At 40.1% G+C, this 12,967-nt stretch carries 13 protein-coding genes; 6 read left to right on the top strand and 7 right to left on the bottom strand.

The features are described 5' to 3' along the window. Positions 1–34: 34 nt before the first annotated feature. Entirely contained in the window at positions 35–799 is a 765-nt protein-coding gene (locus DACSA_RS12675; protein ID WP_041235867.1) for a TIGR00297 family protein, read from the bottom strand. A gap of 117 nt (positions 800–916) precedes the next feature. Here DACSA_RS12675 and DACSA_RS12670 point away from each other — a divergent pair, with 117 nt between their 5' ends. Further along, positions 917–2,296 (top strand): aldehyde dehydrogenase, encoded by a 1,380-nt coding sequence (locus DACSA_RS12670; RefSeq protein ID WP_015230131.1) that lies wholly within the window; start codon positions 917–919, stop codon positions 2,294–2,296. A 237-nt stretch (positions 2,297–2,533) separates the two neighbouring features. After that, positions 2,534–3,301, top strand: coding sequence for a hypothetical protein (locus DACSA_RS12665; RefSeq protein WP_015230130.1), 768 nt, complete (start codon positions 2,534–2,536; stop codon positions 3,299–3,301). A gap of 12 nt (positions 3,302–3,313) precedes the next feature. Here DACSA_RS12665 and DACSA_RS12660 read toward each other — a convergent pair whose 3' ends face one another. The 3 genes from DACSA_RS12660 to trmD all read right to left on the bottom strand — a co-directional run bounded on the left by DACSA_RS12660 (position 3,314) and on the right by trmD (position 5,420). Continuing rightward, a complete protein-coding gene (locus tag DACSA_RS12660; protein WP_015230129.1) occupies positions 3,314–4,387 on the bottom strand; it encodes a DUF3326 domain-containing protein in 1,074 nt (357 codons plus the stop codon). Beyond that, a complete protein-coding gene (locus DACSA_RS21650; RefSeq protein ID WP_015230128.1) occupies positions 4,387–4,560 on the bottom strand; it encodes a hypothetical protein in 174 nt (57 codons plus the stop codon). Before DACSA_RS21650 ends, DACSA_RS12660 begins: the two co-directional genes overlap by 1 nt. A 167-nt stretch (positions 4,561–4,727) precedes the next feature. Further along, positions 4,728–5,420, bottom strand: a complete 693-nt coding sequence (gene trmD, locus DACSA_RS12655; protein WP_015230127.1) for a tRNA (guanosine(37)-N1)-methyltransferase TrmD — start codon at positions 5,418–5,420, stop codon at positions 4,728–4,730. Between the two features lie 10 nt (positions 5,421–5,430). Here trmD and DACSA_RS12650 point away from each other — a divergent pair, with 10 nt between their 5' ends. After that, positions 5,431–6,888, top strand: coding sequence for a GAF domain-containing sensor histidine kinase (locus DACSA_RS12650; RefSeq protein ID WP_015230126.1), 1,458 nt, complete (start codon positions 5,431–5,433; stop codon positions 6,886–6,888). On the opposite strand, the gene DACSA_RS12645 is transcribed toward DACSA_RS12650, so the two are convergent. Further along, complete coding sequence (locus DACSA_RS12645; RefSeq protein ID WP_015230125.1) at positions 6,859–8,421, bottom strand: CPBP family intramembrane glutamic endopeptidase; 1,563 nt, start codon at positions 8,419–8,421, stop codon at positions 6,859–6,861. The genes DACSA_RS12650 and DACSA_RS12645 overlap by 30 nt on opposite strands. 142 nt (positions 8,422–8,563) lie before the next feature. Here DACSA_RS12645 and DACSA_RS12640 point away from each other — a divergent pair, with 142 nt between their 5' ends. Beyond that, positions 8,564–9,898 carry a histidine phosphatase family protein gene (locus DACSA_RS12640; protein WP_015230124.1) on the top strand — a complete coding sequence of 445 codons (1,335 nt, stop codon included), beginning with the start codon at positions 8,564–8,566 and terminating at the stop codon, positions 9,896–9,898. 342 nt (positions 9,899–10,240) lie between these two features. Here the strand turns inward: DACSA_RS12640 and DACSA_RS12635 are convergent, their stop codons facing one another. Then, entirely contained in the window at positions 10,241–11,146 is a 906-nt protein-coding gene (locus tag DACSA_RS12635) for a tetratricopeptide repeat protein (protein ID WP_015230123.1), read from the bottom strand. An 80-nt stretch (positions 11,147–11,226) separates the two neighbouring features. After that, on the bottom strand, positions 11,227–11,544 hold the full coding sequence (gene petJ, locus DACSA_RS12630) for a cytochrome c6 PetJ (RefSeq protein WP_015230122.1): 318 nt from the start codon (positions 11,542–11,544) through the stop codon (positions 11,227–11,229). A gap of 569 nt (positions 11,545–12,113) precedes the next feature. Between petJ and DACSA_RS12625 the strand changes: the two genes are divergently transcribed. Next, positions 12,114–12,341, top strand: a complete 228-nt coding sequence (locus DACSA_RS12625) for a ribbon-helix-helix domain-containing protein (RefSeq protein WP_015230121.1) — start codon at positions 12,114–12,116, stop codon at positions 12,339–12,341. Then, positions 12,334–12,774: a putative toxin-antitoxin system toxin component, PIN family gene (locus DACSA_RS12620; protein ID WP_041235481.1), complete on the top strand. Its 441-nt coding sequence runs from the start codon at positions 12,334–12,336 to the stop codon at positions 12,772–12,774. Before DACSA_RS12625 ends, DACSA_RS12620 begins: the two co-directional genes overlap by 8 nt. The last annotated feature ends 193 nt before the right edge of the window (positions 12,775–12,967 follow it).

Below are 12,967 nucleotides of genomic sequence, written 5' to 3'. Positions count from 1 at the left end.
ATAAATTAAGAACTTGATGTTAATTCAAAAAGTGTTAAGAAAGAATTACAAAAATAGCACCGGCAATGACTGCCCCAAAAAACGTATTAATAATGTTGACTACTTCATTCGTCAGAAAGTCAAAATTTTCTTGTAACGTTGCGCCAATTAAACTTTCTAAATTAGTCGCAAAAAATGCGGCAATTACACAATAAAGGATTCCTAAACCTGAAATTAATCCCACAGCCCAACCCACCATCGCAATCACCACAGAAGCCAACATTCCTGCTAATGTTCCTTCTAAACTTACTGCTCCTTCTGTACCTGGAGAAACGGGTTTTAAAGTAGTAATTAAAAAGGTGCGTTTTCCATAGGCTTTTCCCACTTCACTGGCGGTAGTATCTGACAATTTTGTACTAAAACTTGCTACATAAGCTAATAATAAAACAGGAGTGGGAATGAGGCTAAAATTAGCGGTTTGGTTGAGAACTACTCCCAAAGCGCAGATTGTGGCGACTAAAGCTGATCCCCAAACATTTTCGGGACCTCGCGCACCAGAGCGTTTTTCGGCTATTCCTGCGGCTTCTTTTTCGGCGCTACCGAGACGAGTTACCGCCGATCCTGCTAAAAAGTAGAACATCACCACAACATAACCTTGCCAAGATAATGTCCCCCAAATAATAACACCTAATAACCACGCATTTGCTAATCCTGCTGGTGTTAATAATTTTTTGGGAGCAATAATTGCAATTAATAACAAGATAGTGTTAATACTGATTGCAATCAGCCAAGGCGTGAAAACGGTAGGAAGATTAATCATTGTCGTTTGTTTCACTTGATTTGTCATAATGGTAGGCGATCGGGCTATCATTTAGCAATAGTAATCTATTTCCAGATTTGCTCCTGATCAAAAAATAGAACGTAGGAAGCAATTATTATGTTAGTAACGACTCAAGTCTCAGAAATTGTACAAGCACAAAAAGATTTTTTTGCCACTGGTAAAACGAAAGACATTCAGTTTCGGAAAGAACAATTAGAGAAACTAAAAACGGCGGTTACTGATTATCAAGATCAAATTACCGAAGCGTTATTTAAAGATTTAGGAAAACCTAAGTTTGAAGCGATCGTTACGGAAGTGGCTTATGTGGGAGAAGAGATTAATTATTTTCTCAAACATCTGGACAAATGGACAAAAAATCAACCCGTCAAAACCCCCGTTAACTTTTTTCCAGCTAAGTCTTTTATTGTTCCCGAACCGTTGGGACAAGTGTTAATTATTGGACCTTGGAATTATCCCTTTCAATTAGTTATTATTCCGCTTTTAGGCGCGATCGCGGCGGGAAATTGCGCGCTTCTTAAACCGTCAGAAATTACGCCAAACACATCAAAGGTTCTCGCTGATTTAATTGCGAATACATTTGAACCCAGTTATATTACAGTTGTCGAAGGAGATAAAGAGATCGCGCAAGAATTATTAAAACAAAAGTTCGATCATATTTTCTACACTGGGGGGAGCGCAGTCGGAAGAATTGTAATGAAAGCGGCGGCGGAACATTTAACACCAGTAACTTTAGAATTAGGGGGAAAAAGTCCTTGTGTTGTTGAACCTGATATTCATATCGAACACAGTGCAAAACGGATTATTTGGGGGAAGTTTATTAATGCGGGACAAACTTGTATTGCTCCCGATTATTTATTAGTTCATCGTCAGATTAAAGAGGAATTAATTGAGGCGATGAAAGCGGTTTTAAGGGAGTTTTATGGAGAAAATCCTGCGGAAAGTTCTGACTATGCGAGAATTGTCAGTGAAAAACATTTTAATCGTCTCTCTCAGTTTTTAGACAATGGAAAGATTATTGTTGGAGGCGAAACTGATGCAAAAAATCGTTACATTGCTCCGACTTTATTAGACGGGGTAAATTGGGATGATCCTGTCATGGAGGAAGAAATTTTTGGTCCGATTTTACCGATTTTAGAGTATGATTCTTTAGAAGATGCGATCGATCAGATTAATTCTCGTCCCAAACCTTTGGCACTTTATCTATTTTCTAAAAATAAAACGAAACAAAAACAAGTGCTTCAAGAAACTTCTGCTGGTGGGGTGACACTCAATGATACGATCGTTCATATTGCTTCTACCGAATTACCGTTTGGTGGAGTTGGAGAAAGTGGTATGGGTGCTTATCATGGGAAAGCAAGTTTTGATACCTTTACTCATTATAAAAGTGTCACGAATCGCAAGTTTTGGTTAGATGTTCCTTTGCGTTATCCTCCTTATGCTGATAAGTTTAAGTTTCTAAAGTTTCTGTTTAAGTAATTAAGTCGGTGTAGGTTGGGTGGAGAATAACGAAACCCAACATAGTATGAATTGTTTTTTTGCCCCCTAACCCCCAAGTTTGGGGGAATTATATGCGCCCCCTCACCCCCAAGTTTGGGGGGATTATATGCGCCCCCTCACCCCCAAGTTTGGGGGAATTATATGCGCCCCCTCACCCCCAAGTTTGGGGGATTATATGCGCCCCCTCACCCCCAAGTTTGGGGGATTAAGTAGAAAATGAAAACGATTGTTTATCAAAGTGTTTCCCCGAATTTTATTCCCAATTGGTTACAAATCTGCTTAGATAGTGTTCGTCAGTGGTGCGATCGAAACGGATGGGAATATGCTTTAATTGGGGATGAAATATTCGATCGGGTTCCTGCTTGGTATTGGGAAAAAACTCGTCATCAGAAGGTAGTAGCAACCGATTTAGGAAGACTCTTATTAGCAAAAGATTTCTTAAATCAGGGCTACGATCGAGCAATTTGGCTAGATGCGGATGTGTTAATTTTCAATCCTAATGAGTTAGAAATTAAAGTAACAGAAGAATATGCGTTTGGTTTAGAAGTGTGGATTCAATACGACAAAAATAATCAACTTCGTGCTTATCCTAAAGTCCATAATGCGATTTGTGTCTTTTGTCGAGATAATAGCTTTCTCGATTTTTATATCCATGCTTGTCAACGCATTATTAAAAGGTTTCAAGGGAAGCAAATGGTGCCGCAATTAGTCGGACCGAAGTTTTTAACATTACTCCATAATACAATGGAGTTACCACTAATAACAGAAGTCGCCATGTTTAGCCCTTTAGTTTTAAGGGATATTGTAAATGGAGGTGGGAACGCTTTAAATCTTCTTCAGAAAAACCAAAAAACTCCGATTTATGGCGCGAATTTAAGTGCATCTTTGGCGGAAAATGAAGAAGATTATCAAAAGGTAACGACGATTCTTTTAAACCAAAAACTTTCCCTAAACTCTATGACTTCCACTCCTTATTTTTCTTGAAAAATGTACTGATTAATGTTGGGTTTCGTGTCCTTCACCCCACCTACTGATTGACGATGCCGACACGCGCAACGCATCAGGATTAATCCCCCCTCGCAAGGTGACTAAGACTCCTAATGCTTCTAAATAAGACGTTACACGAATGGTTTTGATGCCTAAAGATTCAGGGGATACTGTCATTGTGGTTGCGTTGTCTTCAACGGCGATAATTTTAGCTTCAGATTGACTGAAGTTTAAAATGCTACTACCTCCACAAGCATCGGCGGGGATGACTACCGCATCCACTTGTTTTCCTTGTAAATCAGTGCTTTGATCGATGCTTGTAATCAGTTGAGGGGCGCGAGATAATCCCACTAAGACGCAGGGGAGGAACGTATAACCTAATTCTTCCGCTGCGGCCCGAGGAGAAACGGTTTCATCAACGGGAAGGGGAGATAAGGCTGGGGCATGGGCGCAAGGAATTTGAAATTCACGGACAATCAGATGAGAGATGATGGCTTCTGCACCTGCTAGGGCATCTACTCCTTTTCCTTGACGATAGTTGGCGAGGGTTTCGGTTGCCATGTCATCAGGAAATCGGGCGACAACTGCGATCGCGCTCACTTTTGCTGTTTCGATTAAAGTAGCCGCCGCGCGGAGTAAACTATCTGGATGGGCGATCGTTCCCCAACTCGCCCCAGAATGAGCGGTTTGTAGTTGTACTCCTAAAGGGGTATCGGTGACAATGTAATCACCAATGTTTAACCCCAGAGTGGTTTTTACGGCTTCTGCGGCTTGCAGGTGACGCAATCTTAAATCGGGTTCAATCCCTTGATCTAAAATTAATCCGACGCGGTTTTGATGCACGGGACGCAATCCCCACCGATTCGCTGCAAATTGATCTAAGCCATAGCCTTCTACATAGTACATATTGGGAAGCGACCAATATAATTGCGCCCCGTTGAGGACATTGGGATGAGTGATAAGATGATCACTAATTTGTGCGATCGAGCGAGCAATGGGTAAAGCATCCCCCGCATAACCGCCAATTTTTGCACCGATTCCAGTGGGAACAATTAAGACAACAGTAAAGGGAGGAGTTAACACTATTTTTGAGTAACGATCGCTTCGATTTGCACTGTTTTCTGATGAGAATCAACACGGGTAATTGCCCAGCGTAAAGGCTTACCCCGTTTTGCTAGTTCTGTTTCAATTTCTTTTTGTAGGGTGACTGGGTTTTCGGTTAAGTCGATTTCTGCTTCAATAAAATGAGTTGTCATTGTATTTTTTGATGAGTTAAGACTGAAAGTAGTTTAAGTCATGGTCGCTCGATCGCGCAAGTTGTTAGCCCCCTAACCCCCAAGTTTGGGGGAACTAGATAAAGCGACTGATCACTGGTCACTGATCACTGGTCACTGATCACTGGTCACTGATCACTGATCACTGATCACTGATTGCGCTTCCATTCTTCCCATAAATCAGGACGACGTTCTTGAGTGCGCTTCATTTGTTGTTCTTTTCGCCACTGCGCGATCGCCGCATGATGTCCCGATCGTAACACTGGCGGAACTTCCCAACCTCGAAACACCGCTGGTTTTGTATATTGCGGATAATCTAACAATTCTGTCTCAAAACTCTCTGCTTTCAAAGAATCTGCTTTCCCGATCGTTCCTGGGAGTAAACGCATCACCCCATTCATCAAAGCCAGTGCTGGAATTTCCCCACAAGTGAGAATAAAATCACCTAACGAAACCTCACGAGTCACTAAATGCTCACGGATTCGCTCATCAATTCCCTCATAATGACCACAGACTAGCACCAACTGTTCATAATCGGAAGCTAATTCTCGAAACAGTGGCTGATTCATCGGTTGTCCTTGGGGAGTCATCAAAATAATGTCTCGCTGAGGAAGTTGCGGGAGAGACTCAACAGCAGCAAAAATCGGTTCGGGTTTCAGCAACATTCCTACACCTCCCCCATAAGGTTCGTCATCGACGCGATGATGTTTATCAAAGGCAAAATCGCGAGGATTAACAAAGTTGACTTCAGCGATCTTTTTTTGGAGGGCTCTTCCTACAATCCCAGAGTTGAGGGGAGAGTGGAAGAAATCAGGAAATAGGGTAACAACGTCAAAACGCACGATTGATTTTATGAGCTGCAGGTGGTTAATTATTTTAGCGAATCCTCAGACTTTCGGGGAAGTAGATGGGGAAAAGATAACACTAGAATGGGGAGGAATGCCAGATTTGGGTACTGAATCAAAACTGAAGTTAAGTAGAATTTCTCCCGCAATGGTGAACCGACTTTTATTTCCCGCTAGTTCCGAATTTACCGCACTTTGTCGCTCGCAGATCACGAATTTGAAAGAAGGTTTAAATGCCGATCGCGGCGCGGTTTATTTGACAAAAGAACTGTCTTCTGGTACTAGACAACTGGTTCCGATCGTGGTCTATCCTGAAGAGAGTGACTTCACTGAGGAAGAAGCCATTATTACTTCTGAAGATTCCTTGTTGGAAAATACGCCTTTTGAGTTGCCTTCCGATGCTTCTAGTGAGGATAAATCAGCGTTAACGGTTGGTTCGGAGGATATCATTCCTGATGTGGTTAATCAACAAAATCAGCATCAAATTGTTTTCCCATTGTTGCACGAAAATGTGATGATGGGATTATTAGTGATTGCTCGTCAACAAGCGCAATGGAGTCAATGGGAGTTTACCCAAATTCAACGAACGGCGGGAACAATTGCTTTAGCTTGTGTTTTGGATCAACGTTACGGCTTATCGCAACAAAAACTCCGTCAACAACAATGGCAGCAAGAACAACAGCGCGATCGACTCGATGATATTTTACACCAATTGCGTAATCCTTTGATGGCGTTGAGAACGTTTGGAAAACTTCTCCTTAAACGTTTGAATCCAGAAGAGAATCAGAAAAGTCGCTCTTTTGCTGAGAATATCATGCGAGAAAGCGATCGTCTCCAGCAATTGTTACAAGATATGGGAGACTTTCTTGAGGAAATGGGTGAGGAAGAAGTAACAATTGAAACCGAAACCACTGCGCTTCCTGAAGGAAATTCGACTGTAAAATCTCTCCCTCCCAGTCAAGTTTTTGACTTAGAAACAATACAGGTAACGGAAGTAATTACGCCTATTTTAGAATCCATTCGCGCGATCGCCCAAGAGAAAAATATCACCTTAAAAACTCAAATTCCTGACTCACTCCCACTGGTAAAAGCGAATCGTAAAGCATTCGGTGAAGTCTTAAACAATCTTCTGGATAACGCGATTAAATATACTCCTGAAAAAGGCTCGATCGAGCTAATTATTTACCAAGAAAACTCCCAAAAACAAAACTTAATGATCCGAGATAATGGCTCAGGAATCCCCCCTGAAGATCAACCAAAAATCTTTCAACGTCATTATCGCGGTGTACAATCAAACAGCGACATTCCTGGTACTGGATTAGGATTAGCAATTGTGAAAGAATATGTGGAAAAAATGCAGGGAGAAATTGATTTAATTAGCCCCGCCATTCCTCCCGATAATCCGCAAAAAGGAACAGCATTTATTATTTCTCTTTTAGTTAACACCACTTCCGAGAATGTATAAACTCAGCAATGTTCCACTATTCCATAAACTATGAACAACGATCGAAGCTAAAATGTTTCTCGATCGCGTGTAAACGACACCCAAAACTAATCCTAAAACTGTCAGGGGTAACACCTCTGATAAACTCAAATGCGCTACCGAAAATAACAAACTACTAAGCGCGATCGAAACCCAAACTGGAAAATATTTTGTCAGCGAAGGAAGTAAAAACCCTCGGAAAATAATCTCTTCAAAAATCGGCGCGGCGATCGCAGCCGTCGTAAAAAATATTAACAGCGCGATCGTATCTTGCGCTTGTACTGCTAAAAATAATAACGGATTACTTCCCCCTTGTCCTTGCCAAATTTCCTGATTAATAATCGAGACAATCACCACCAAAGGAATCGCCACCAAATAGCCACCAATTCCCCATAATAACCAATTATTTCCCTTCCAATTAAACCAACCTTCTGGTAACGGAAAATACGTCCGAATGGAAAAATAAAGTACCGTTAACCCTCCCGTTGTCATTAAAACATAGGTTGCTAAAACATATAAAGCCTTTCCTTGAATCCCCCATCCTGTGGGATTAATTCCTGAAATTCCGATCACCAACGGTAATAAAAACTGACCAATAAAGAAGAAACCAACAACCAAAACTTGCCAAGTAATTTCCCAATTCCAAGGCGTTTCCCATTTCAATTCTTGATTCGTCGCTAGGATTGACTCTTTCCCTTTGATCAACCATTGTGTTCCGAAGAAAAGAAGTAACCCAAACCCAATTAACCCTCCAATTAAGGGTAAACCTGTTACCATTCCTAACTTAATTAATGCTTGTTCTGCTTTTTCTTGACGCTGCGTTTGAAGAGTCGTTAAAGCCGTTTGATCTTCTTGGATTTCGTATAATTTAGCCAATGCTTCATCTTGAAACCAACCATCTAATCCGTTTTTAATTTCCGTTTCTGCGCTGTCTAAAACTTGTGGTGGTTTCTCCCATAATCCTCCTAAAACTTGCGCTGTTCTAGGGATTTCTTGGAATCTAGATTCTGTAGAAAATTGATCCTGTAAGGCTTGCCAAGTATTTAAAGCAGTGGTAACTTGATCTTGTTTCGCTTGTAAAATTCCGAGCTTAATATTTAACTCACCAATGAATCCGTTTAACTCTTGAAGTTGTGCTGTAATTTGTTGCTGTTGTGGAGAAAGATCAGGAACTTGTGCTAAAGTTTGAGAGGAAGAATTACTGAGTAAATTATCTTCAGATAACTCTTGTAATTGTGTCTTTAAATCAGAGCGTCGGCTTTCTGCAAAATCTAAAATTTCTTTATACTTTTTTTCTGCGTCAGCGTAGGGAGTTTCCCCAAGTAATGCTTCTGAAGACAACTGACTATTTTCAGCACTCGATTCTAACGCTGTCACATGAAGCGATAAATTAACTTGATACAATTCCAGTCGCGCTTGAATTTGTGGCTGTGAGAGGCTATTTCCTAAAGATAAAACAATTTTTCCCACAGCAAGAAGGGTGAGAAGGAGTAAAAAAAAGCGTTTCAGGGTCATAAAATTCTCAGTTAGGGACTTCTAAATGATTGTAACTGATTACGAAGAAGGAGAAAATTAACCATCAATTATCTAGCGCTGATTATAAAGATGTTCAGGTATCGTAGTACAATAAGCTCGTTCACCAATTGGAGGAGAAACAGTGACGACAAAGGTTGTAATCGTCCGTCATGGACAAAGTACCTATAATGTAGAACAGATCATTCAAGGGCGTTGTGATAAATCTGTTTTAACGGAGAAAGGTTGCGAAGACGCGCAGAAAGTGGGTGTCGTGTTGCGTCAGCTTGATGTAGCAACATTCTACTGTAGTCCTTTACAACGTGCCAAACAAACGGCGGAGATCATCCAGAGTTGTTTTGATGTTACTCCTTCTCTAGAAGTTTCTGATTTATTACAAGAAGTTGATCTTCCCCTGTGGGAAGAAATGAAAAAAGAGGAAGTGGTGAGTCGGTTTCCAGAGGAATATGATTGTTGGAAAAATCGCCCCCATGACTTTAAAATGACCGTTGATGGGAAAGAACATTATCCAGTTTTGTCTCTCTATGAACAAGCGCAAACCTTCTGGAAAAATGTGATTTCTAAACATCAAGGAGAAACGATCGTTATTGTTGCTCATAATGGCATTAATCGCTGTTTAATTAGTAGCGCGATCGGTGTTCCTCCTGCGCTTTATCATTCAATTCAACAGTCAAATTGTGGGATTAATGTTCTGAATTTTAAGGGAGAATGGGGCGAACCAGTGGAGTTAGAATCCCTCAATCAAACTTCTCATTTAGGTAGTGCGTTACCTTCTCCTCGTCAAAATAAAGGAATCCGTTTGTTATTAGTTCGTCATGGGGAAACCGATTGGAATAAAGAGTCTCGTTTTCAAGGGAAAATGGATATTCCTCTCAATGAAAATGGCAGAAATCAAGGACGAAAGGCGGCTGATTTTTTAAAAGAAACTTCTCTAGATTTTGCAATTTCTAGTCCGATGTTACGCCCGAAAGAAACAGCAGAATTAATTTTAGCGCATCATGCAGGAGTTGAGTTAGAAATTAAAGAGCCACTCTTAGAAATTAGTCATGGTAAATGGGAAGGAAAATTAAAGCCAGAAATTCAAAAGGAGTATCCTGAGTTATTAAGACAATGGCAAGAAACCCCCGAATTAGTACAAATGCCAGAAGGAGAAAATTTACAGGAAGTTTGGGATCGCGCTGTGGGATGTTGGCAAGAAATTGTTGCCGAAAAAGGAGAGTCTCCCGATGGCATTAAAACGGGAATTGTTGTCGCTCACGATGCGATTAATAAGGTGATTCTTTGTGCTTTGTTAGGACTTTCTCCGAGTAATTTTTGGAATGTTAAACAGGGGAATGGCGCGGTGAGTGTGATTGATTATCCTGATGGAAAAGATGGCGCTCCAGTCTTACAAGCGATTAATATTACCAGTCATCTGGGAATAGGAATTTTTGATAAAACTGCTGCGGGTGCGTTGTAATTTTGATGATTTAAATTAATCGTAGGGTGGGAAATTCCCACCCGAAAACTAATGCTATTTTCAAAAAGTCAGGTTACAGCCGATCCCCCCAAACCCCCCTTACTTAAGGGGGGCTGTTTCATTCTCGGTGTTAAAATCGAAAGCGATCGCCTGAACCCCTTCTGGTACGTTCGATCGAACGCTTTTTCTTACTTTTTGACTTATTCATAAGAAAAAAGCCGTAAAACCCCGGTTATTCCTAACATCTGGAACAAGCAAAAAAATAGAATGAAACAGCCCTGCCTTACTTAAGGGGGGCTTAACTGATCGTTAATGTAGCGCCAATTGTTTAAAATGGTATAATTAGATATTTCTGGTAAGAAAACTTACGCTACTTTGCCTTGATTCTAGTTGTGAAATTAGATGATGTATTTCTTTGGCGGCTTGGAATTTTCCTTGATATTTCAAAAGATTTTCTCCTTGTTTTAAGTCTTCGATCGCGCTTGCGGTATAATCAAGTTGATGCCAGGCTAAACCACGATTAATATAAGCAGAGGGATTGTTAGGGGCTTGATCTAAGGATTGAGTAAAATGTTTAATTGCTGTGTAATGTTCCCCTAAATAATGACAAACACAGCCGAGATTATAAAGCGATCGAGCATCATTTTTGTCGAATTGAATCGCTTGAGAAAAGTCTTTTCTTGCTTGATCATATTGCTGTTGTTGTAAATAAATAATCCCTCGATCATTATAAATCATTGCTTTTTCTGTGGCGTTTAAACGATCGGAAAGTTGCAACGCTTGGTTATAATCGGTAATGGCACTGGATAACAGCCCGATCGAGCTTTTTGCTAAACCTCGATTATACAAGGCTTGTGGATGTTCTACATTTTGATCCAGAATTTGATTATAATTACTAATTGCTTGCTGATAATTGCCACGACGATAATAAGCTAAACCGCGCCAAAGATAGGCTTGTAATTGTTTAGAATCTTGTTGAATTACCTCCGAACAATCTTCGATCGCCTTCTCATATTGGTCTAAATTTAGATTCGCAAAACAGCGATATTTTTTTGCTTTTAAGTGTTGAGTATTTTCTTGTAATATCTCATCCAAGATTAAACTAGCTTCTTGATGATTTCCTTGATGAAGGCGCTCGATCGCATCTGTAAATAAATCGGAATTAGTGGCTTGCGCGGGCAAACAAATCAACCAAAAAACGAGGGAGATAACTAAAATTTGGTTAACACGAATTGAAGAATTAAACATAAACTTAAGATAATCTTTGAAATTTCAAATGATCTAAAAAAAGTCCCCCCGAAAATCGAGGGGTGAGGACAAATTTGTTATTACCAACCTTTTTCAGCTTGGCTTAAAACATACTCCGCAACTGCTTCAATTTGAGATGAATTTAAGCGTCCTCGAAACGCTGGCATGGCTCGTTTTCCATTCGTTACTTGGTGAACAATGGCTTCTTTTGAATCCATATTATATCGAGCTAATGCGTCTTTTTTCAGGGTCTTATTTACCATAATACGGTTAGTTCCCTGAGCATGACAAACCGCACAGTTGGCTTGAAAAATTTTTCCGCCTTCTTCTGATGCTTGTACTGGAGAAGCGATAAAAAAGGAAAAAACAATCAGTAAAGATGCAATTATTCTTTTCATAATTAAAAGCGATTTCTTAATTCGACTTCCTCACTATAAAACACATTCGATCGAGAAATCAAAAGACAGTTTGTCTTACTTTAAGATTTGTATCAATTGCTGTTGGGTTACGTTTCCTTCACTCAACCTACGTTTTATGTTGGGTTGCGTTTCCTTCATACAACCTACGTTTTATGTTGGGTTGCGTTTCCTTCACCCAACCTACGTTTTATGTTGGGTTACGTTTCCTCCACCCAACCTACGTTTTATGTTGGGTTGCGTTTCCTTCACTCAACCTACGTTTGCTGTTGGGTTGCGTTTCCTCCACCCAACCTACGTTACTTTATCAAGGTTGGAGGAGAAAGGAATTTACTCTGATTACATCAGAAGAACAATTACAAGAACTCAAGCAAGTTTTGTAATTTAAGTTCCCCCAAGATTGGGGGTTAGGGGGCTGAATTTATATTGCTGTTGGGTTACGTTTCCTCCACCCAACCTACGTTTTATGTTGGGTTACGTTTCCTTCACCCAACCTACGTTTACTTTGATGTACAATATGTGTTAGTGTGCTTATCCATTATGTGTTTATTATGGCTCGTTGGTCATTAGTTATTTCAGATGATATAGACCGTACAGTGAGAGGCTATCTCGGTACTATTGGCGCAGAAAAGGGAGAATTATCCAATTTAGTTGAAGAAGCGGTTAGGCGTTACATTTTTGAAGAAACCATTGATACTGTACAAGAACGTAATTTACAGTATTCTCAAGATGAAATTATGAATGTTATTGACGAAGCGATTAGAGAAAACCGTGCCTAAAATCGTTCTTGATACTAACATTCTAATCTCGTCTCTTATTAGTAAAAAGAGTTTTCCTTATTTACTTTATCAAGGTTGGAGGAGAAAGGAATTTACTCTGATTACATCAGAAGAACAATTACAAGAACTCAAGCAAGTTTTGCAATATCCAAAATTGCGTAAATTTATTAACCAAGATGAAGCAAGAATTCTGGTTAGTGCCTTACAGGATTTTACTGTTACGGTTGCTGATTTGCCAGAAGTTAACTACTCGAAAGATTCAGATGATAATTTGATTATCGCAACTGCTATAGCGGGAAAAGCTGATTTAATTGTAACAGGTGATAAAGGAGATTTATTAATACTAAAAACTGTTGAAAATATCTCGATCGTCACTGCGTCAGATGCTGTTTCAATAATTGGTATTGAAAAAACGGATACCAATTTATCTTAATTTCAGAAAAACAATTACAAGAACTCAAGCAAGTTTTGTAGTTTAAGTTCCCCCAAGATTGGGGGTTAGGGGGCTGAATTTATATTGCTGTTGGGTTACGTTTCCTCCACCCAACCTACGTTTGATGTTGGGTTGCGTTTCCTTCACCCAACCTACGTTTGCTGTTGGGTTGCGTTTCCTTCACCCAACCTAC

The sequence above is a fragment of the Dactylococcopsis salina PCC 8305 genome (genome assembly GCF_000317615.1).
Lineage (GTDB): Bacteria > Cyanobacteriota > Cyanobacteriia > Cyanobacteriales > Rubidibacteraceae > Halothece > Halothece salina.
The sequence above is the reverse complement of the archived record's forward strand: the minus strand, read 5'-3'. Positions and strand labels throughout refer to the sequence as shown.